The sequence below is a fragment of the Streptomyces sp. NPDC030893 genome (genome assembly GCF_055571535.1).
Genome location: NZ_JBVIFC010000005.1, coordinates 215,092 through 234,048, shown reverse-complemented (window position 1 = coordinate 234,048; position 18,957 = coordinate 215,092). Strand labels below are relative to the sequence as shown.

Here is an 18,957-nt window from a genome sequence, read left to right as displayed (position 1 = left end):
TCGACAGCGGATGCGAACGGAGCGCCGCGAGAGAACAGAGCGGGAAGCGGCAGCGGCGATGACGGTGACACAGGACGGCCCCGGGGCCACGGACGCGGTGGCATACGGGCCCGGCATCGACCCGGAGCGGCTCGCCGTCTGCCTCGGCGTGCTGGAGGAACTCGACAAGCTCGACGTCGACCACCCGGACGCGATCCTGGTCCGCCGGGCCACCTCGCACATCTACCGCACGGTCAAGCAGCGCCGCCGCCAGGAGCGCCGGGCCGCCAAGACCGCCCACGACAAGGCCGTCACCGAGGCCACCGCCACCGGCTCCGCCGAGCGCATCGACGACGAGACCGAGGGCATCCTGCCCTCCTCGCGGGTGGAGCCGGGAAGGATCGCGGGGATACTCCAGCGCCCGCGCTCCTGCTACACGTGCAAGACCCGCTACGTCGAGGTCGACTACTTCTACCACCAGCTCTGCCCGGCGTGCGCCGCCGAGAACCGCGCCCGGCGCGACGCCCGCGCCGACCTCACCGGCAAGCGGGCCCTGCTCACCGGCGGACGCGCCAAGATCGGCATGTACATCGCGCTGCGGCTGCTGCGCGACGGCGCCCACACCACGATCACCACGCGTTTCCCCAAGGACGCCATCCGCCGCTTCAAGGCCATGGACGACTCCGCGGAGTGGATGCACCGCCTGGAGGTCGTCGGCATCGACCTGCGCGACCCCGGCCAGGCCGTCTCGCTCGCCGAGCGGGTCGCCGAGCAGGGCCCGCTCGACGTCCTGATCAACAACGCCACCCAGACCGTGCGCCGTCTGCCGTCCGCGTACGCCGCGCTCGTCGAGGGCGAGAGCGCCCCGCTGCCGGCCGGTGAGCTGCCCGCCCACCACGTCATCGGCGCCTTCAACTCCGGCGCGGTCGACGGACTGACCGCGCTGCCCGTCGGCACCGGGGGCCTCGACGCGCAGAAGGTGGCCGACCTGGCCCTGGTCGCGGGCAACGCCAGCCTGGTCCGGCACCGTGACGGCACCGCCATCGACGCGGGCGGCCTGCTCCCCGACGTCGTCGACTCCAACACCTGGGTGCAGACCATCGAGCAGATCTCCCCGGTGGAGCTGCTGGAGACCCAGCTGTGCAACTACACGGCGCCGTTCATCCTCATCAGCACGCTGCGTCCGGCCATGGCCGAGGCCGCCCGCCGGGCGTCCACCGGACGCGCGTACGTCGTCAACGTCTCCGCGATGGAAGGCGTGTTCGACCGCGGCTACAAGGGCGCCGGGCACCCCAACACCAACGCGGCCAAGGCGGCCATGAACATGGTGACGCGGACCAGCGCGCAGGAGATGTTCGACACCGACCGCATCCTGATGACCTCGGTCGACACCGGCTGGATCACCGACGAGCGGCCCCACTTCGACAAGCTGCGCCTCGCCGAGGCCGGTTTCCACGCCCCGCTCGACCTGGTCGACGGCGCGGCCCGGGTCTACGACCCGATCGTGCGCGGTGAGGCGGGCGAGGACCTGTACGGCGTCTTCCTGAAGGACTACGCGCCCGGCCGGTGGTGAGGGCGGCGGCCGAAGGGCCGCCGGCCGACCGTGCTCAGCCGTGCGTTGCGCGCCGCGAGCAGTTCCAGCACGGTACGCCAGTCCTCCAGCACGCCGGCGTCGAAGCAGGCGGTGCGGGCGTCCTCGTCGGCCGTGCGCAGGGCGAGGAGGTCGTCCCCGGCGGGCAGGCCGTGCCGGGGCCGGCCGCGGACCAGTCCCGCGACGCGCTCGCCGAGCAGCGCCCGTACCGCCTCCGCCGCGCGGTCGGCCCCGGCCGCCGGTCCGCCGGGCCCCAGCAGCCCGCCGACGGGCCGCACCAGTCCGGCCACCTGGAGCTCCTTGTCCGCGGGCCGGACCCGGCGCAGCAGCGCCGCGGTCCGCAGGGCGTGCCCGCAGGCGTCGACCGGGGCGCCGCCGCGGCCGTCCCGGATGCCGGGGCCGGCGTGCAGCAGATCCATCAGCTCCTCGACGGTGCGCAGTTCCATGCGCCGGTCCTCCCGGGAGACAGCCGTTGCCGTGCGGCAGCAGACCATGGCGAGTTTGCGGGCCGGCCAACGGGACCTGAACTGCGTCATGACCGGCTTGCCTTGTCGAAAACGTCGACGCCCATATAGTCCGAATGGGTGAATGGAGAAGCCCTCGTCATGCTGAAACAGCCGCATATGGGGCTTGATTGCGCGCACCCCGCCGCATGATTGTCACCGGTGGTTTCGAGCCCCATCGAGCGGGGGGCCGCTCATTTGGTTACCCTGAGGCGGACGGACAGCAGCAAGGGTTCTACCCGCACCCATGGTCCGTCCGGGACCAGCCGGTTCACAACGGCCTGCTCTTCCCCGAGTTTCCGGCGCCACCGCGTCCGAACGGCTTTCGACTCAGACCCGAGCGGACGTCAGACGCCAGGCGCAGGGCCGACGCAGTACGTCCCTAGGGTGACCGACACATAAGGAGTGCGCGGTGACACCGGAGCAGACGCAGCGCGAACAACGCCCCGACGAACGCCCAGAGCGTTCCCGCCGCAGGCCCGGGGAGCTCGGCAGTCTCGACGTGTGGGCCCGCTCGGCCCCGATCCGCCTCGCCGGCTACGAGGACGACCTCGCCGAGCCGCACATTCTGCCCAGCGTCGACTGACCCGGGACCACGCGCCCGGCCGGCCCCGCCGCCGTGCCACACTCGCACCCATGCTGATCAGGGAAGCGTCGCCCGACGACTGGCCGCGCATCTGGCCGTTCTGGCACCGCATCGTCGCCGCCGGCGAGACCTACGCCTGGGACCCGGGCACCTCCGAGGAGGATGCCCGGGCCCTGTGGATGAACCCCGCCAAACAGGTGTACGTCGTGGAGGACGGCACCGGAGCCGTCGTCGCCTCCGCCTATGTCACCCCCAACTACGGGGGTCCCGCCGCGCGGATCGCCAACGCCGGATTCATGGTCGACCCCGACCGGGCCGGCCGGGGCACCGGACGCCTCCTCGCCGGGCACGTCCTGGCCGAGGCGCGGAACGCCGGCTACCGGGGCATGGTGTTCAACGCCGTCGTCGAGACCAACCCGGCCGTGAAACTGTGGACTTCACTCGGCTTCACGATCCTGGGCACGGTGCCCGGGGCGTTCGACCACCCCCGGTACGGGCCGGTCGGACTGCACATCATGCACAAGGCGCTGTGACCGTGGCGCCGGGCCTCAGGGCCGGGCGTACGGGCGGGTCATGATCTCCATGTTGTGGCCGTCCGGGTCGTCGAAGTAGGCGCCGCGTCCGCCGAAGAGATCGTTGACCCGGCCCGGCTCGGTGTGGCCGGGATCCGCGTAGTAGGTGACGCCGGCCGTCTCCAGACGCGTGATCATGGCGTCGAACCGCTCCTCCGGCACGAGGAACGCGTAGTGCTGGGACTGGATCGGCTCGTCCCGCATCTCGTAGTAGTCGAGGGTCACGCCGTTCCCCAGGTCGAGCGGGAGGAACGGACCGAACGGGGCGCCGGCCTCCAGCCCCAGGATCCCGGCGAGGAAGTCGGCGGAGGTCCGCCGGTCACGGGCGTGGACGACGGTGTGGTTCAGCTCGATGTGCGGTGCTTCGGGCATGGGTGGATGCGTCTCCGGTTCTGGATTCCGTCGAGGGGCCGCGCGGGAAGGCGCGGCGGGGAGGGGAACGCGGAGAAGGGGGGCGGGCCGCGGGCCCGCGCGGGCGGGGGCGTGCCCCGCACCGGCCTCACACCGAGGCCGGGTTCGCCTTACGTGTATGGCCCATGGCCGACCCGGCAGTCACCCGGCCGACTCTATGCCGTCCCGCCCGGCCGGGGCAATGTCCGTACGGCCGCCCAGGGTTGTCCGCCGCCGGTGTGGCGCGCGGTCGACTCGTTCTCCTGGGCGAGCCGGCGCAGGGCCGTCAGGGCCGGTTCCAGCAGGAAGGTCAGGAGCACCGCCTGTTCGGCCTTCTCCATCGGGTCCGCGATCGTCTCGATGCGGTCCAGGTCGTGCCGGGCCGTCCGTTCCGCGAGTTCGGCGTAGGGGAGCAGCGTCCGCCAGTCGTACTCGATGTCCAGCTCGCGCAGGGTCCGCAGGGTCCGGTCGATGATCTGCCGGGCCGGGTTGGAGCCGGACACCGACCAGCCCATGGCGTCGACGAGGGCGGCGGCCCCGGGGTTCGCCCCTGCCCCGGCCGTGTCCGGCGCGTCGCCGTCCGGCGGCCGGATGCCGAAGGCGATGCCGAGGACCTCGTGCGGGTCGCTCCGGCGCTCGGTCATGGCGTCCAGGACCTGCTTGGCCTCCGCCACGGACAGTCCGCGCACCCCGATGAGCACGCGGATCAGCCGCAGCCTGCGCAGATGGGTCTCGTCGTATTCGGCCTGGGCCGCCGCGGTGGCTCGCCCGGGCGGCAGCAGGCCCTCGCGCAGGTAGTACTTGATCGTGGCGTTGGGCACCCCGCTGCGGCGGCCGAGTTCCGAGATTCTCACATGCTTCTCCGCTCCCCCGCTTCTTCCTCAAGTCGCTCTCCGCCTGGGGCCGGGTCCGCAAGGCGCCCGGAGCGCTCGGCGCCTCCCTGGAGGCCAAGCCCTTCGGCAAGGTCTTCCACACGCTGTCCGCGTGGGAGAGCCGGGAGGCCCTCTACACCTACGCGCGCACCGAACCGCACAAGAGCGTCATGACCGGACTGCGCTCGACGATGCGCGACTCGACGTTCACCTTCTGGGAGGTGCCCGTCGACCGGCTGCCGGTCGACTGGGCCGAGGCCGAACGGCGCCTCGACGCCCAGGCGGCCGCCCCGGACGGTCACGGCACCGCGCACTGAACGGCTCCCTGGTTCGAACGGGCGGGAGCCGGGGGAGGGGTACCCCTGGTGACCCCGCCCGCCCTCGACCCCGGAGCGCCCCGCATGCATGACGACCGCACCCTGGTCGAAGCCCGCCTCGAGCGCGTCCTCGACGAGCGTATCCGCCCCGCCGTGTACCCCGAGTCCGTCCCCCTGGAGGTCGCGGTGTGGCATGCCCCCGGGGAGCCGGTGCCCGTCGCCGAGGGACTCGCGGCGGAACCCGAACCGGTGCGGGTGGGCACCCGCTGGGGCGCGCCCTGGGGCACCAGCTGGTTCCGGGTCACCGGAACCGTCCCCGACGCCTGGGCCGGCAGGACCGTCGAGGCCATCCTCGACCTCGGCTTCGACGAGACCATGCCCGGCTTCCAGTGCGAAGGACTGGTCCACCGGCCCGACGGCACTCCGGTGAAGGGTCTCAACCCGCGCAACCAGTGGGTGAGGATCGCGGCGCCCGCCCGGGGCGGGGAGGAGGTGCGCCTGCACGTCGAGGCCGCCTCCAACCCCGTCGTCCTCGGCCACCGCCGCCCCTTCCTGCCGACCCGGCTCGGCGACAAGGACACCGCGGGCGGCGAACCGCAGTACACCCTCGCCCGCATGGACCTCGCCGTCTTCGACGAGGCCGTGTGGCAGCTCGTCATCGACCTGGAGGTGCTCGGCGAGCTGATGGCCGAGCTGCACGCCGACTCGCCCCGCCGCTGGGAGATCCGGCGCGCCGTCGACCGGGCGCTGGACGCCGTCGACCTCCAGGACGTCAACGGCACCGCGGCCAGGGCCCGTTCCCGCCTCACCGAGGTGCTCTCCGCGCCCGCCGTCCCCTCCGCCCACCGCATCAGCGCCGTCGGACACGCGCACATCGACTCGGCGTGGCTGTGGCCGTTGCGCGAGACCGTCCGCAAGGTCGCCCGGACGGCCGCGAACATGACCGCCCTGCTCGACGACGAGCCCGGGTTCGTCTTCGCCATGTCGCAGGCCCAGCAGTGGGCGTGGATGAAGGAACACCGGCCCGAGGTGTGGGCGAGGGTGAGGAAGGCGGTCGCCGGGGGACGGTTCGTACCGGCCGGCGGCATGTGGGTGGAGTCGGACACCAACATGCCCGGCTCGGAGGCGATGGCCCGCCAGTTCGTGCACGGCAAGCGGTTCTTCCTCGACGAGTTCGGCATCGAGAACGACGAGGTGTGGCTGCCGGACACCTTCGGATTCGCCGCCGGACTGCCCCAGATCATCAAGGCCGCGGGCGCCAAGTACCTGCTGACGCAGAAGATCTCCTGGTCGCGCACGAACACCTTCCCGCACCACACCTTCCGCTGGGAGGGCGTCGACGGCACCCGGATCTTCACCCACTTCCCGCCCGTCGACACCTACAACTGCTCCATGACGGGCGGCCAGATCGCCCACGCCGTCCGCAACTTCAAGGACAAGGGAGCGGCCCGCCACTCCCTCGCCCCGACCGGCTGGGGCGACGGTGGCGGCGGCACCACCCGCGAGATGGTCGCCAAGGCGGCCCGGCTGCGCGACCTCGAGGGCTCGGCGACGGTGACCTGGGAGACACCGTCCGCGTTCTTCGCCAAGGCCGAGGCCGAGTATCCCGAACCGCCCGTCTGGGTCGGCGAGCTCTACCTCGAACTGCACCGGGCCACCCTCACCAGCCAGGCCGGCACCAAACAGGGCAACCGCCGCAGCGAGCACCTGCTGCGCGAGGCCGAACTGTGGGCGGCCACCGCGGCCGTGCGCACCGGATTCTCCTACCCCTACGAGGAGTTGGACCGGATCTGGAAGACGGTGCTGCTGCACCAGTTCCACGACATCCTGCCCGGCTCCTCCATCGCCTGGGTGCACCGCGAGGCCCGCGCCACCTACGCCCGGATCGCCGGGGAACTGAACGGCATCATCGACGCCGCCCAGCGCGCCCTCGCCGGCGAGGGGACGGTCCCCCTCGTCTTCAACGCCGCCCCGCACCCCCGGGCGGGAGTCCCGGCGGGCGGTGCGCGTCCGGTGGCCCCCGAAGGCCGTACGACCCTCGAACCGCGCCCCGGCGGCGGGCACATCCTCGACAACGGCCTGCTCCGGATCGGGATCGACGCCCGCGGCCTGCTGGTCTCCGCCCACGACATCCCGACCGACCGCGAGACCGTCGCCCCGGACCGGCCCGGCAACCTCCTCCAGCTCCACCCGGACCTGCCCGCCATGTGGGACGCCTGGGACGTCGACGCGTTCTACCGCAACACGGTCACCGATCTGACCGGCACCGACGAGGTGACGGCCGGCGCGGACGGCGCCTCGGTGCGGATCGTCCGCTCCTTCGGCCGCTCCCGGGCCGTGCAGGTGCTGACGCTGCCGCCGGGGGAGCGACGGCTGGTGGTGGACACCGAGGTCGACTGGCACGAGACGGAGAAGTTCCTCAAGCTCGCCTTCCCGCTCGACCTGCACGCCGAACGCTACGCGTCCGAGACGCAGTTCGGGCACTACTTCCGGCCCACCCACACCAACACCTCCTGGGAGGCGGCCAAGTTCGAGGCGTGCAACCACCGCTTCGTCCACCTCCAGGAACCCGACTGGGGCGTCGCCCTGGTCAACGACTCGACGTACGGCCACGACGTCACGCGTACGGTCCGCCCCGACGGCGGCACGACCACCACGGTCCGCGTCTCCCTGCTGCGCGCCCCGCGCTTCCCCGACCCGGAGACCGACCAGGGCGTCCACCGCTTCCGGCACGCGCTGGTGCCCGGCGCGTCCGTCGGCGACGCGGTGCGCGAGGGCTGGCGGATCAATCTGCCCGAGCGGCGGCTCAGCGGGGCCGGGGAGGTCGCCCCGCTGGTGACGGTCGACCCGGACGCGGTGGTGGTCACGGCGGTCAAGCTGGCCGACGACGGCGGCGGCGACGTGGTCGTCCGCTTCCACGAGGCGCACGGCGCCCGCGCCCGTGCCGTGCTCACCCCCGGCTTCGCGGCCACCGGCGTCGAGGTGACCGACCTGCTGGAACGCCCGCTCGCGGACACCGGGGCACCCGCTCTCGACGGCGGCCGGATCACCGTACGCCTGCGCCCCTTCGAGCTGATGACCCTGCGGCTGAAGCGGGCCTGACCGGTCAGCCCTCCAGCCGGGTGGGCGGCAGGAACTCCCGTACGTACGTCCGCTCCCAGCACGCCCCCGTCCGCCGCAGCTCCCGCCAGGTCGTGTAGCGGTAGCGGAAGAGACGGGCGCGGACGTGGCGGGGCGGCGCGTCCGCGGGGAACGGGGAGCGGCGCAGCAGCCTCAGCGTGTCCCGGTCGTTCTCCAGCAGCCGCTCCACCAGCGCCCCGAACCACGGGCCGGCGTACGCGGGCGACAGCGCGGCGAACCACATCAGCCAGTCGAGCCGCAGATGGTACGGCGCGAACTGGCGCGGCCAGCGCCGCGGATCACCCGGCTTGCCCTTGAACTCGTACTCCCGCCAGTCGCCGTCCTCCCTCGGCACCTCGTCCGCCGTGCCCTCCACGACCACCTCGTAGCGGATCCGGCTGACGCTGCCGAACGCCCCGTAGGTGTTGACCAGGTGCAGCGGGTCGAAGGAGCGGTTCATCACCTGGCGGCGGGAGAGCATGTTGCGCACCGGCTGCCAGGAGAGCCCCAGCAGCAGGGCGGACACCGCGAGCACGACCACCACGTACCACAGCGGGGCGCCGGGCACGGCGGGCGGATCGGCGGGGAACGCGACCACCGGCAGGGCCAGCACGATCGTCACCCAGTTCAGCCAGGCGAAGTTGCCGGACAGCACCAGCCACAGCTGGGTGACGATCATCAGCGCGGCGGCGGCCGTGGCGACCGGCTGCGGGGCGAACAGCAGGAACGGCACCACCAGCTGGGTGACATGGTTCGCCGCCACCTCGATCCGGTGCAGCGGCTTGGGCAGACGGTGGAAGAACCAGCTCAGCGGCCCCGGCATCGGCTGCGTCTCGTGATGGTGGTCCAGACAGGTGAGCTTCCGCCAGCAGGCGTCGCCGCGCATCTTGATCAGCCCCGCCCCGAACTCCACCCGGAACAGCACCCACCGCAGCAGGAACAGCACCACGACCGGCGGAGCCACCTCGTCGTTGCCCAGGAACACGGCGAGGAAGCCCACCTCGAGCAGCAGCGACTCCCAGCCGAACGAGTACCAGGTCTGCCCCACGTTGACGACCGACAGGTACAGCGCCCACGGCACCAGCCACAGCAGCATCCCGCCCCACAGCGGCACCAGCGAGTCCGCTCCCGCGAGCAGCGCCGCCGACACCGCGCAGCCCGCCCAGGCGCACCCCGCGAAGAACCGGTCCGAGTAGTGCCAGTGGAACAGGCTCGGCGACCGGCGGAACGGCACCCGTGCCACGTAGCGCGGCACCGGCAGCATCCCGCGTTCCCCGATCAGGGCGCGGAACTGCAGCGCCGCCGTCAGGAAGGCGACCAGATACAGCCCGGCCAGCGCCCGCTGGAAGACCAGCCGGCTCAGCCAGTAGTCGGATGCGGTGAACCACTCCACGGTCCCGCGCTCCCTCCGCCGCCGTCACGCCCGGACCACTGTCACCCTCCGTATACCACCGGGCGGTGCCGGAGGCCCCCGCGGGAGAAGCGCGAGGACGGGGCCCAGCGGTCGAAGAATCGCGTGAATCCTGGCAAGGTGGCCCCATGTCTGATCGGGGAGCGAGCCCCCTGTCACTCCCGGACGACTGGCCGGACCACCCGGATCCGATCCTGGTGCTCAACCGTATGGGCAGCTTCGACTGGGACCTGGACTCCGGGGTGATGCAGATGGACGCCCAGGCGCACGAGATCTTCGACGTGCGCCCCGACGAGTACGACGACCGGCCCGGGACCCTGGCGAAGCGGGTACCGCCCGGCGAGGCCAGGCGGCTGGACACGGCCGTCTCGCAGGCGCTGAAGAACGGCAGCGAGAACTACGGCGCCTACTTCCGGGTCCGCCGCCGCGACGGCGAGCTGCGCTGGACCCACACCCAGGGCTACATCCGCCGGGACGAGACCGGCCGGCCCCGCCGCATCATCGGCATCGTCCGGGACGCCACCCAGGAGCTGAGCGACACCGAGGCCCGGCGCGCCCGGGCCGAGCAGGAGGACGCCCGCCGGGAGCAGACCAACATCGTCCAGCTCACCACCGCCGCCCTCGCCCACGCCCGCACCGTGCGGGAGGTCACCGACGCCCTCAAGGACACCCACGGGCTCACCCATCTGGGGGCCACCAGCCTGGTCATGGGACTGGTCGAGGCGGGCTGGATCCGGCTCATCGCCGAGGGACCCGACGGCAGCTACGTCGAGGGCACCCGCATCACCGGGATCGACGAGGCCTACCCGATGAGCGAGGCGGTGCGCACCCTCAGCCCGTGCTTCATCGAGTCACCGGAGGAGTTCGCCGAGCGCTACCCGGGACTCTGGCAGGGCATCACGGGACTGAACATCACCTCGGCCGCCTATCTGCCGCTCATCGTCCAGACCCGCCCGATCGGCGCCATGGGACTGCTCTACAGCGACCGGCGCGGCTTCACCGCCGAGGAACGCAACATCCTGGTCGCCCTGGGCAGCAGCATCGCGCAGAGCCTGCAGCGGGCGATGTTCTACGAGCAGGAGATGGACCTCGCCCAGGGGCTGCAGCAGGCCATGCTGCCCCGCACCATCCCCAGCGTGCCCGGCGCCGACCTCGCCGTGCGCTACCGAGCCGCCACCTTCGGCGGCGCTTTCGGCCGGGACATCGGCGGCGACTGGTACGACCTGATCCCGCTGCCCGGGGGCAGGGTCGGCGCCGTCATCGGCGACGTCCAGGGCCACGACACGCACGCCGCCGCCGTCATGGGACAGCTGCGCATCGTGCTGCGCGCCTACGCCGCCGAGGGCCACCCGCCGGCCACCGTGATGGCGCGCGCGTCGGTCTTCCTCGACGAACTGGACACCGACCGCTCCGCGACCTGCCTCTACGCCGAGGCCGACCTGTCCACGGGCGTCGTCCAGGTGGTGCGGGCCGGCCACATCGACCCGCTGGTGCGCCGCACCGACGGCTCCTGCCACCGGGTCCACGTCCCCGGCGGGCTGCCGCTCGGCCTGTCCGCGGAGTTCGGCGGGCTCGACTACCCGGTCGGCACGATAGAGCTCGATGCCGGCGAGACGCTGCTGCTGTGCACCGACGGCCTGGTCGAACAGCCCGGCGCCGATCTCGACGACGGCGTGGAGACCCTGTCCGCGCTGGTCACCGTCGGGCCGGACGACGTGCGCGACCTCGCCGACCGGCTCATCGACGTCGCCGAGGAACGCGGCGGTGACGACGACGTGGCGCTCCTCCTGCTGCGCCGGCGGGCCCTGGACAGCCCCCGCTCCGGCGGCCGGCTCAAGCAGCACGTGCCGCCCGGCGACCCCCGGGCGCTCTCCGAGACCCGGCGCATGATCCGTACGGCGGTCGGTGCCTGGGGCGCGCCGGAGCGGGCCGACGAGGTGGAACTGGTCGCCGACGAGATGATCACCAACGTGCTGATGCACACCGAGGGCACCGCGGTCGTCACTCTGAGGGTCCTCACCGGCCCCGACCGGCGCCTGCGCGTGGAGGTCGAGGACTCCTCCAGCGCCCTGCCGCGCCGCCGTGAGGCCGGCGAGTCGGGAGTCTCCGGCCGGGGCCTGCTCCTGGTCGAGATGCTCACCGACGTGTGGGGCGTGGAGGCGCGGGGCGGCGGCAAGTGCGTGTGGAGCGAGTTCGTGGTGGCCGAGGGCGCCTGACCGGCCTGACCGGCCTGACCGCACCGGCCCCGGGTGGCACTCTGGACGTATGCCGGAACTCCCCGAGGTCGAGGCGCTCAAGGACTTCCTCTCCGAGCACCTGACCGGCCATGAGATCGTCCGGGTGCTGCCCGTGGCGATCAGCGTCCTGAAGACCTACGACCCGCCGCTCACGGCCGTCGAGGGCCGCGAGGTCACCGCCGTCCGCCGGTACGGGAAGTTCCTCGGCCTGCGCACGGACGGCGGGCCGTACCTCGTCACCCATCTGGCCCGCGCGGGCTGGCTGCAGTGGAAGGACCGCCTGCCGAGCGGGGCGCCCCGGCCCGGCAAGGGCCCGCTGGCCCTGCGGGTCGCGCTGGAGACCGGCGCGGGCTTCGACCTGACCGAGGCCGGCACCCAGAAACGCCTCGCGGTGTACGTGGTGGCGGATCCGAAGGAGGTCCCGGGCATCGCCCGGCTGGGCCCGGATCCGCTGGCCGGCGACTTCGACGAGCGGCGCCTGGCGGACCTGCTGTCGGGGGACCGCCGCCGCCTCAAGGGCGCGCTGCGCGACCAGAGCCTCATCGCGGGCATCGGGAACGCGTACAGCGACGAGATCCTGCACGCGGCCCGCATGTCCCCGTACAAACCGGCCGGCTCCCTCACCCCGGAGGAGGTCACTCGGCTGTACGAGGCGCTGCGGACCACCCTCACCGGGGCGGTGGAGCGGTCGAGAGGGGTCGCGGCCGGTCGGCTGAAGGCCGAGAAGAAGAGCGGGCTCAGGGTCCACGGCCGCGCCGGCGAGGCCTGCCCGGTGTGCGGGGACACCGTCCGCGAGGTCTCCTTCAGCGACTCCTCGCTGCAGTACTGCCCCACCTGCCAGACCGGCGGCAGACCACTGGCCGACCGCAGGCTCTCCCGCCTGCTGAAGTGAGCGCCGCCGGGGCCCGGGGCGTCACCGGGTCTCCAGCGTCACCAGGTGCTCGCCCTCCGCCGTGCGCACCTCGTAGCGGGCGATCTCGTCGGGGTGCATGGCCGAGCCGCTCAGCATCGAGTTGGGGCGGGCGTCGTGCCGGGCCACGCTCCAGCTGGTCACCGTCTCCTCGGAGCCGTCCCGTCCGACCACCACCAGCCGGCAGTCGCGCGGGCCCGCCCCGTCCTTCACCTTCAGCCGTACGTGGCTGCCCCAGGCCTCGTCCTCCGTGGTCACCTCCGCCCACACCCCCGACCGTTCGTCGGTCGCCGCGATGCTCACGGCGCCGTCGCCGCCGTCCCGCGCCGTCACCGCGATCACCGGCGCGGACACCGCCATCACCACCGAGGCGGCCAGCGCCAGCAGCAGCCGGCGGCGCCCCGCGCGGTTGCGGGCCGCCACCTGGGACAGGAGCCGGTCCAGCATCCCGGGGCCGGGCGTGGCCAGCGGGTGCACCGGCCGCGGGGTGGCGCTCCGGTACAGCATCAACTGGCGTGCCGCGGGCCCGAATTCGGTCACCTGGACAGCGCAGCTGGGGCACTCCATGAGGTGGTCCTCGAAGCGGAACGCCTCCGCCTCGTCCAGCACGCCGAGCGCGTAGGCGCCGACGTCGCGATGCCTCTCCAGGGACCTCATGCCGAATCCTCGTGCCGTTGGGTGCGGGTGGGGTTACTCCTTGCTCCCACCGGTACGCACCGGTCGGCCGAATCACTCAAGCCACGTGCCGAATCGTGACCAAAGGATTCGGAGCCCTCCGGCCCGCGGATTGGTCGGATTTCCGGGAACCTAAAAAAGGTGGATGGCGAGGTGGCCGAGGGGCAGCCCGAGCTGCCAGGCCGGCGTCCACACCTTGGGTCCCTCGTCCTCGCCGCCCGCCGCGCCGCCCGGCACCGCGTTGAGATCCGGCGCCAGCAGCTCGGTCTCCCGCAGCCAGCGCCATGCCTCCCGGGCCAGCTCCAGATCGGGGTCCGGCGCGTCCCGGCCGGCCGCCGCTGCGTCCGCGCCGCGATCGGCCAGGCGGCGCTGCACCCACTCCTGCCACGGCTGGTCGTACGCGGTCAGTGACAGCCAGGTCTCCAGCTGGGTGATCACCCGGATGCCGGACAGCTCGCCGTCGGTGTCGGACAGGAAGACGGTCAGCGCCAGCGCGTCCCGGCCGGCCCGGAACTCGAAGGACGTCGGCGGCATGAGATCGCCGCTGCGCAGCAGCTCGTCGGCGATGTACTCGGCGTACAACCAGGCCATGGGGACGGTCAGTTCACCGTCGCCGGTGCCGTCCGTGCTCTCTCGACCTCTGTGCAGCATCCCTTCCTGCCTTCCTCCGGTACGTGCGCGTCGCCCGAACCCGGGCCCCCGGTCCGGAACACGGATGAGGACAGCCGATTACTCAACCGGGGTCGTCGGCAAGGCGCTTTACGGAGGCTTGACCCGACTGCTGGTTTCACCGCATGTCGGAGGCGTATCCGGGAAGCACCCGGCGCAGGGCGCGCAGCGCGTAGTACGCGCGGGACTTCACGGTACCGGGCGGGATGCCGAGGGCCGTCGCGGCTTCCGCCACACTCGCCCCCTGGAAATACACCAGCACCAGGACTTCACGGTGCTCCGGAGTGAGTGTCTTCACAGCCTCGCGGACGTCGAGCGTCGCCGCCGCCCGTTCGGCGTGGTCGGAGATCACCCGCGCGTTCTCCAGCACGGCGTCCCCGACCTCGGGCGGACGGGCCTGCCGGGCCCGTCGCGCGTCGATCGCGAGCCGCCGTCCGACGGTCAGCAGCCAGGGCCGTACGGAGTCGAAGTTCTCCGCCCGCAGGGCCTCGGGGTGCTGCCACGCGCGCACCAGCGTCTCCTGGACCAGGTCCTCCGCGCGCTGCCGGTCGCCGTCGCAGAGCCGGAGCAGCAGCGCGAAGAGAGGCCGGCCGTGCTCGCGCTGCAGCGCGGCGAGCTCGTGCTCGGCGGTCGTCCCGTTCGTGAGTGTGATTCCGGCCGTCATGGCCGTATGCCAGCGCACGGCGCCCCTCGGGGACAGGGCGTGCACAGCGGTGTGCGGCGGACGGTCGATCGCGTCGGCGAACGGTTCGACGAACGGTCGAGGTGGCCGTTCGCGCACGCCGGACGGCCTAAAGAGCGTGTCGGAGCGGCCGTCGGCAGGATGCGGCTTCTTACCTGTTTATCCATAAATACGACTACAGCGGGGTGAAGTGATGATCGCACGCAGTCGGCAGGTGGCCCTGGTCCTGACCGCCGTCCTCGCCGCGGGCGCCGCCTGCCAGGCCCGCGACCACCGGCCACCGGAACCGGGGCGTCCGGCCCCCTCCGCGACGGACCACCGCGGCTTCACTCTCGTCGCCTCCGGCGATGTGCTGCCCCACACCTCGATCATCGAACGCGCCCGCTATGACGCCGGCGGCACCGGCTACGACTTCCGGCCGATGCTCGCCGGCATCCGCTCGGTCGTCGCCCCGGCGGACCTGGCGCTGTGCCACATGGAGACCGTGTACGGCGCCGACGGCGACTACACCGGCTACCCCCTCTTCAAGTCCCCGCCCGAAGTGGCCCCCGCCCTCGCCGCCACCGGCTACGACGGCTGCTCCACCGCCTCCAACCACACCCTCGACGACGGCGCGGAGGGCATCCGCCGCACCCTCGACGCCCTCGACCGGGCGGGCGTACGGCACGCCGGCTCGGCACGCAGCGAGCGGGAGGCCGGCACGGCGACCGTGCTGCGCGCGGGCGCGGCCCGCGTCGCCCACCTCGCCTACACCTACGACACCAACGGCCTCCCCCTGCCTCCCGGCCGGCCCTGGGCGGTCGACCTCGTCGACGAGGACCGGATCGTCGCCGACGCGCGGGCCGCCCGCGAGGCCGGCGCCGACGTCGTCGTGGTCTCCCTGCACTGGGGCACCGAATGGCAGGACGCCCCCGACGAGCGGCAGACCTCCCTGGCCCGCTCGCTCACCGCCTCGGCCACCGGCGGCCGCCCCGACATCGACCTGATCCTCGGCACCCACGCCCATGTGCCGCAGGCGTACGAGAAGGTCAACGGCACCTGGGTCGTCTACGGCATGGGCGACCAGATCGCCGGCGCGATGACCAACCACGACGGCGTCCACGACCCGCGCGGCAACCAGTCCACCCTCGGCCGCTTCACCTTCGCCCCGCCCGAACAGGAGGGCGGGCGCTGGCAGGTGACCCGCGCCGAGTTCGTCCCGCAGTTCTTCGACGTGGACGCCGGCCGGGTCGTCAACCTCAACCGCGCGCTCGCCCGCGGGGCCGAGCTGCAGTCGGTGCGCGACCGGATCCGCGACGTGGTGCTGAGCCGGGGCGCGGCCGAGGACGGCCTGGTGATGGGGGAGTAGTGGGAGGAGCAGGGGAGCCGCACGAGATGCGCACCCCTCAAGAGCTACGGCACCACCGTCACCGGCCACCGCCCGGCCTTCACCAGCCGTACCGCGACCGACCCGATGAACCGGTGCCCGGCCTGTTCGGAGGCGCCCACCACCACCGCGTCCGCCCGGAGGTCGTCCGCCGCCTTCACCAGGCCGTTGTACGGGTCGCCGCGGAAGGTGTGGAACTCCCAGCGGATGTCGTAGATCCCCTTGATCCGCTCCATCGCCTCCCGGATCTGCGCCACCAGGTCCTCGGCGACCTCCTCCGTCGCGTCCGCCACCGGCGCGCCGAGCGCCGCACCCGCCGCGAGCACCGGCTGCACGTACACGAGCGCGAGCAGCGCGCCCTGACGCCGGGCCAGACCGGAGGCGTACGCCGCCGCGCGCAGCGAGGAGTCGGAGCCGTCCACTCCGGCCACGATCACCTTCGGGCCGTCCGTGCCCCGTTCGAACCGATGGGACTGCTGTTCCGTCACGCCGGCGAGGCTATCGGACCGCATGGCCGCGGCCGCCCGCGGCCACCGGAGCCCGCCGCCCCGCACTGCGCCGATCGGGTGGAAACGTGCCGCCGCACCGGTGTCGCTGAGGTGCGCCGGTCCTCCGCGGGGCGACTGATGAGTCATGCAGAAGGATCAGTTGCTCACCCGGCGCCGGGCGTTGCTCACCGGCGCCACCACCCTCGCCGCGGCGGGCGTCGCCGCGGCGCTCGTGCCGGGCACCGGGAACCGGGCCGCGCCCCCGGCGCCGCCCGCCCCCGGCGCCCAGGCCGCCCGCCGCCCCCTCAAGCCCTCCGAATACCGTCTGAGGCCCCTGACCGGTTACGGCCCGCCGAGCGCGGCCGGCGCCACACCGGTGCGCAGCGAACCGCTGCTGCGCATGTCCGGGCGCGGTCGCAGCATGGTGCTGACCTTCGACGACGGGCCCGACCCCCGCTACACCCCGCCCATCCTGGACACCCTGGCCCGCTACGACGTGCGGGCGATGTTCTTCGTGTGCGGGGAGATGGCGGCCGGGAACCGGGACCTGCTGGCCCGGATGGCCGACGAGGGGCATGTGGTCGGCAACCACACCTGGAGCCACCCCCTGCTCACCCGCCTCAGCAGCCGCCGGATCCGCTCGGAGATGGAACGCACCTGCGACATCATCGAGAAGGCCTATGGCGAACGCCCCGAATGGTTCCGCGCACCCTACGGCGCCTGGAACCGCGCGGCCTTCCGGCTCGGCGCCGAGCTGGGCATGGAGCCCCTGGCCTGGACGGTCGACACCCTCGACTGGACCACCCCGGGCACCGCCACCATCGTCGACCGGGTGGAGGAGGGCGCCGCCCCCGGCGTCGTGGTGCTCTCGCACGACGCCGGGGGCGACCGCTCGCAGAGCGTGCGGGCCCTGCGCGCCTATCTGCCCGAACTGCTGGACTCCGGCTACCACGTCACCGTGCCCCGCCGGCAGTACGCCTGAGCACCCCCGCCCGCCGGGACGGGGGACCGCTCAGCGGACCTCGGCCAGGCGGGCGAAGGCGACGACGTTCCCGTCGTACCCGTTCTGCTGGGAGAAACCGCCGCCGCAGGTGATGACCCGCAGCTCCGCCGCCCCCTTGGAGGCGTAGACGCGGTCGCCGGGGAAGTCGTTCTTCGCGAACACCTCGATGCCGTAGATCTCGAATACGGCCGTCTTCCCGTCCCTGCGGGCGATCTCGACGCGGTTGCCCTTCTTCAGCGCTCCGAGCCCGTAGAACACCGCCGGGCCCTGCGCGTTGTCGACATGGCCGACGACGACCGCGGTGCCCTTCTCGCCCGGCGAGACCGCGCCGGTGAACCAGCCGGCCAGGTTCGGGTCCTCGGGCGGCGGCGCGTCCACCCAGCCCTCCACGTCCAGCCCCACCGGCATGACCGGCGCGTCCACCTGGATCGCCGGGATGCGGACCCGGTCCGGCAGCGCGTACGGCAGCGGCGCCACCGCCGGGACCGTGATGTCACCGGGCGTCCTGGTGTCGGCGGCGGCCGCGCCGGCCGGCTGCGGCGGGCCCACGTCGAATTCCCCCGACCCGTTCCGGATGAGCGCGAGGCCGGTCAGGAGGACCAGCGCTATCACGCCCCAGGGGGCGCGTTTTCTCCGCCGGACCTCCCATTCGGCTTCGTCCGGCTCGAAAGCAGACATTCGCCTTCCCCTCTCGACACGGCCGTCGCCGTACCACTCGCGCATGACGAAAACGCTAGGCGGCGCGCGCGCAACCGGCGACGGGGCGGCGGCGAACGGGTGGCGCCCGCCGCGCACGGTGCGCCATCCGGGGCGGGGCCGTACGAAGATCTTCTGACGGTCCGTGACCTGCGGCGATATCCCCTCGCACGGTTTCCGGCGAGGGGCCGCCCTCACCGGTACGGACCATCGCCGAAATGCGGCCCGCCGCAGGGCAACTGAGGGTCTATCCGGGAGGCGCTTTCTCGCCGATCGGACCGGGGACGGGACCCGGGGCGTCTTCCGCGGAGGATCACATGCGCAACTCACGTGCCCTGGCGGTCGCCGGCGTCGCGGCCGCCGTCCTCGGGGCCGCCGCCCCGGTGGCCGTCGCGGACTCCGGCCGGGTGCCCAACCCGTCCAACATCGTCGCCCTGCCCAGCGTCATCGCCCGCGGCGGCCAGCTGACCATCACCGTCGACGGCTGCCCCAACGGCGGCACGGCGACGTCCAACGCGTTCCCCAGGACCAATCTGACGCCCGTCCACGGTGCCAACAGCACCTCGAAGGGCACCGCCACCGTCGACAACGACGCCCGCCCGGGTTCCTACGACATCACGGTCCACTGCTCCGGCCGGAGCCTGACCCGTCCGGCCGCCTTCACCGTCATCGGCGGCGTCCGCGGCGGCATCGGCGGCAGCAGCACCAGCGGGGCCACGCCCACCGACATGGCGATCGGCGGCGCGCTGGTGGCCGCCGCGGTCGCCGGCAGCGGTGTGTTCTGGATGCGCCGCCGCGCCGAGAAGCGGATCTGAGCCGCTGTTCCCCTCGGTCCCCGTTTCGCACCCGTTCGAAAGGCCGCGCCCCGGATCCCGCCGGATCCGGGGCGA

18 protein-coding genes and 1 pseudogene are annotated in these 18,957 nt (G+C 72.9%); 10 read left to right on the top strand and 9 right to left on the bottom strand.

What is annotated here, in order from left to right:
* The first annotated feature begins 58 nt into the window (after window positions 1–58).
* Window positions 59–1,552: an SDR family NAD(P)-dependent oxidoreductase gene (locus ACZ434_RS13230; protein WP_468454966.1), complete on the top strand. Its 1,494-nt coding sequence runs from the start codon at window positions 59–61 to the stop codon at window positions 1,550–1,552.
* Here ACZ434_RS13230 and ACZ434_RS13225 read toward each other — a convergent pair.
* On the bottom strand, window positions 1,531–2,016 hold the full coding sequence (locus tag ACZ434_RS13225; protein WP_468455305.1) for a hypothetical protein: 486 nt from the start codon (window positions 2,014–2,016) through the stop codon (window positions 1,531–1,533). The two genes, ACZ434_RS13230 and ACZ434_RS13225, sit on opposite strands and share 22 nt — an antisense overlap.
* Before the next feature lie 469 nt (window positions 2,017–2,485).
* Here ACZ434_RS13225 and ACZ434_RS13220 point away from each other — a divergent pair, with 469 nt between their 5' ends.
* Window positions 2,486–2,659, top strand: a complete 174-nt coding sequence (locus tag ACZ434_RS13220) for a hypothetical protein (RefSeq protein WP_468454964.1) — start codon at window positions 2,486–2,488, stop codon at window positions 2,657–2,659.
* Between the two features lie 50 nt (window positions 2,660–2,709).
* Window positions 2,710–3,192 (top strand): GNAT family N-acetyltransferase, encoded by a 483-nt coding sequence (locus ACZ434_RS13215; protein WP_468454962.1) that lies wholly within the window; start codon window positions 2,710–2,712, stop codon window positions 3,190–3,192.
* Window positions 3,193–3,207: 15 nt separating this feature from the next.
* Here the strand turns inward: ACZ434_RS13215 and ACZ434_RS13210 are convergent, their stop codons facing one another.
* Window positions 3,208–3,603 (bottom strand): VOC family protein, encoded by a 396-nt coding sequence (locus tag ACZ434_RS13210; RefSeq protein WP_468454960.1) that lies wholly within the window; start codon window positions 3,601–3,603, stop codon window positions 3,208–3,210.
* A 194-nt stretch (window positions 3,604–3,797) separates the two neighbouring features.
* Window positions 3,798–4,475, bottom strand: coding sequence for a MerR family transcriptional regulator (locus ACZ434_RS13205; RefSeq protein ID WP_468454958.1), 678 nt, complete (start codon window positions 4,473–4,475; stop codon window positions 3,798–3,800).
* A gap of 11 nt (window positions 4,476–4,486) precedes the next feature.
* On the opposite strand from ACZ434_RS13205, the pseudogene ACZ434_RS13200 reads away from it, so the two are divergent.
* Both ACZ434_RS13200 and ACZ434_RS13195 read left to right on the top strand, forming a co-directional pair.
* Window positions 4,487–4,810 (top strand): annotated as a pseudogene (locus tag ACZ434_RS13200) (DUF3291 domain-containing protein); the annotation flags it as partial.
* 84 nt (window positions 4,811–4,894) lie between these two features.
* Complete coding sequence (locus tag ACZ434_RS13195; protein ID WP_468454956.1) at window positions 4,895–7,912, top strand: alpha-mannosidase; 3,018 nt, start codon at window positions 4,895–4,897, stop codon at window positions 7,910–7,912.
* Between the two features lie 4 nt (window positions 7,913–7,916).
* Here ACZ434_RS13195 and ACZ434_RS13190 read toward each other — a convergent pair whose 3' ends face one another.
* Window positions 7,917–9,323 (bottom strand): lipase maturation factor family protein, encoded by a 1,407-nt coding sequence (locus tag ACZ434_RS13190; RefSeq protein WP_468454954.1) that lies wholly within the window; start codon window positions 9,321–9,323, stop codon window positions 7,917–7,919.
* 146 nt (window positions 9,324–9,469) lie between these two features.
* On the opposite strand from ACZ434_RS13190, the gene ACZ434_RS13185 reads away from it, so the two are divergent.
* Both ACZ434_RS13185 and ACZ434_RS13180 read left to right on the top strand, forming a co-directional pair.
* Window positions 9,470–11,557, top strand: coding sequence for a SpoIIE family protein phosphatase (locus tag ACZ434_RS13185; protein WP_468454952.1), 2,088 nt, complete (start codon window positions 9,470–9,472; stop codon window positions 11,555–11,557).
* A 49-nt stretch (window positions 11,558–11,606) separates the two neighbouring features.
* Complete coding sequence (locus ACZ434_RS13180; protein ID WP_468454950.1) at window positions 11,607–12,470, top strand: Fpg/Nei family DNA glycosylase; 864 nt, start codon at window positions 11,607–11,609, stop codon at window positions 12,468–12,470.
* Window positions 12,471–12,491: 21 nt separating this feature from the next.
* Here ACZ434_RS13180 and ACZ434_RS13175 read toward each other — a convergent pair whose 3' ends face one another.
* The 3 genes from ACZ434_RS13175 to ACZ434_RS13165 all read right to left on the bottom strand — a co-directional run bounded on the left by ACZ434_RS13175 (window position 12,492) and on the right by ACZ434_RS13165 (window position 14,496).
* Entirely contained in the window at window positions 12,492–13,145 is a 654-nt protein-coding gene (locus ACZ434_RS13175; protein ID WP_468454948.1) for a zf-HC2 domain-containing protein, read from the bottom strand.
* 150 nt (window positions 13,146–13,295) lie between these two features.
* Window positions 13,296–13,814 (bottom strand): hypothetical protein, encoded by a 519-nt coding sequence (locus ACZ434_RS13170; protein ID WP_468454946.1) that lies wholly within the window; start codon window positions 13,812–13,814, stop codon window positions 13,296–13,298.
* Between the two features lie 136 nt (window positions 13,815–13,950).
* Window positions 13,951–14,496 (bottom strand): sigma-70 family RNA polymerase sigma factor, encoded by a 546-nt coding sequence (locus tag ACZ434_RS13165; RefSeq protein ID WP_468454944.1) that lies wholly within the window; start codon window positions 14,494–14,496, stop codon window positions 13,951–13,953.
* A 211-nt stretch (window positions 14,497–14,707) separates the two neighbouring features.
* Here ACZ434_RS13165 and ACZ434_RS13160 point away from each other — a divergent pair, with 211 nt between their 5' ends.
* Complete coding sequence (locus tag ACZ434_RS13160) at window positions 14,708–15,862, top strand: CapA family protein (RefSeq protein ID WP_468454942.1); 1,155 nt, start codon at window positions 14,708–14,710, stop codon at window positions 15,860–15,862.
* A gap of 44 nt (window positions 15,863–15,906) precedes the next feature.
* Here the strand turns inward: ACZ434_RS13160 and ACZ434_RS13155 are convergent, their stop codons facing one another.
* A complete protein-coding gene (locus tag ACZ434_RS13155) occupies window positions 15,907–16,368 on the bottom strand; it encodes a universal stress protein (RefSeq protein ID WP_468454940.1) in 462 nt (153 codons plus the stop codon).
* 145 nt (window positions 16,369–16,513) lie between these two features.
* Between ACZ434_RS13155 and ACZ434_RS13150 the strand changes: the two genes are divergently transcribed.
* Window positions 16,514–17,350: a polysaccharide deacetylase family protein gene (locus tag ACZ434_RS13150; RefSeq protein ID WP_468454938.1), complete on the top strand. Its 837-nt coding sequence runs from the start codon at window positions 16,514–16,516 to the stop codon at window positions 17,348–17,350.
* 30 nt (window positions 17,351–17,380) lie between these two features.
* On the opposite strand, the gene ACZ434_RS13145 is transcribed toward ACZ434_RS13150, so the two are convergent.
* Window positions 17,381–18,049 carry a class F sortase gene (locus ACZ434_RS13145; RefSeq protein ID WP_468454936.1) on the bottom strand — a complete coding sequence of 223 codons (669 nt, stop codon included), beginning with the start codon at window positions 18,047–18,049 and terminating at the stop codon, window positions 17,381–17,383.
* A gap of 335 nt (window positions 18,050–18,384) precedes the next feature.
* Between ACZ434_RS13145 and ACZ434_RS13140 the strand changes: the two genes are divergently transcribed.
* Complete coding sequence (locus tag ACZ434_RS13140) at window positions 18,385–18,882, top strand: hypothetical protein (protein ID WP_468454934.1); 498 nt, start codon at window positions 18,385–18,387, stop codon at window positions 18,880–18,882.
* Window positions 18,883–18,957: the final 75 nt, after the last annotated feature.

Coding starts and splice junctions, on each gene's coding strand:
- ACZ434_RS13140 (WP_468454934.1), top strand. CDS start 18,385: ATGCGCAACTCACGTGCCCTGGCGGTCGCCGGCGTCGCGGCCGCCGTC.
- ACZ434_RS13150 (WP_468454938.1), top strand. CDS start 16,514: ATGCAGAAGGATCAGTTGCTCACCCGGCGCCGGGCGTTGCTCACCGGC.
- ACZ434_RS13215 (WP_468454962.1), top strand. CDS start 2,710: ATGCTGATCAGGGAAGCGTCGCCCGACGACTGGCCGCGCATCTGGCCG.
- ACZ434_RS13195 (WP_468454956.1), top strand. CDS start 4,895: ATGCATGACGACCGCACCCTGGTCGAAGCCCGCCTCGAGCGCGTCCTC.
- ACZ434_RS13180 (WP_468454950.1), top strand. CDS start 11,607: ATGCCGGAACTCCCCGAGGTCGAGGCGCTCAAGGACTTCCTCTCCGAG.
- ACZ434_RS13185 (WP_468454952.1), top strand. CDS start 9,470: ATGTCTGATCGGGGAGCGAGCCCCCTGTCACTCCCGGACGACTGGCCG.
- ACZ434_RS13230 (WP_468454966.1), top strand. CDS start 59: ATGACGGTGACACAGGACGGCCCCGGGGCCACGGACGCGGTGGCATAC.
- ACZ434_RS13210 (WP_468454960.1), bottom strand. CDS start 3,603: ATGCCCGAAGCACCGCACATCGAGCTGAACCACACCGTCGTCCACGCC.
- ACZ434_RS13175 (WP_468454948.1), bottom strand. CDS start 13,145: ATGAGGTCCCTGGAGAGGCATCGCGACGTCGGCGCCTACGCGCTCGGC.
- ACZ434_RS13165 (WP_468454944.1), bottom strand. CDS start 14,496: ATGACGGCCGGAATCACACTCACGAACGGGACGACCGCCGAGCACGAG.
- ACZ434_RS13160 (WP_468454942.1), top strand. CDS start 14,708: ATGATCGCACGCAGTCGGCAGGTGGCCCTGGTCCTGACCGCCGTCCTC.
- ACZ434_RS13225 (WP_468455305.1), bottom strand. CDS start 2,016: ATGGAACTGCGCACCGTCGAGGAGCTGATGGATCTGCTGCACGCCGGC.
- ACZ434_RS13170 (WP_468454946.1), bottom strand. CDS start 13,814: ATGCTGCACAGAGGTCGAGAGAGCACGGACGGCACCGGCGACGGTGAA.
- ACZ434_RS13145 (WP_468454936.1), bottom strand. CDS start 18,049: ATGTCTGCTTTCGAGCCGGACGAAGCCGAATGGGAGGTCCGGCGGAGA.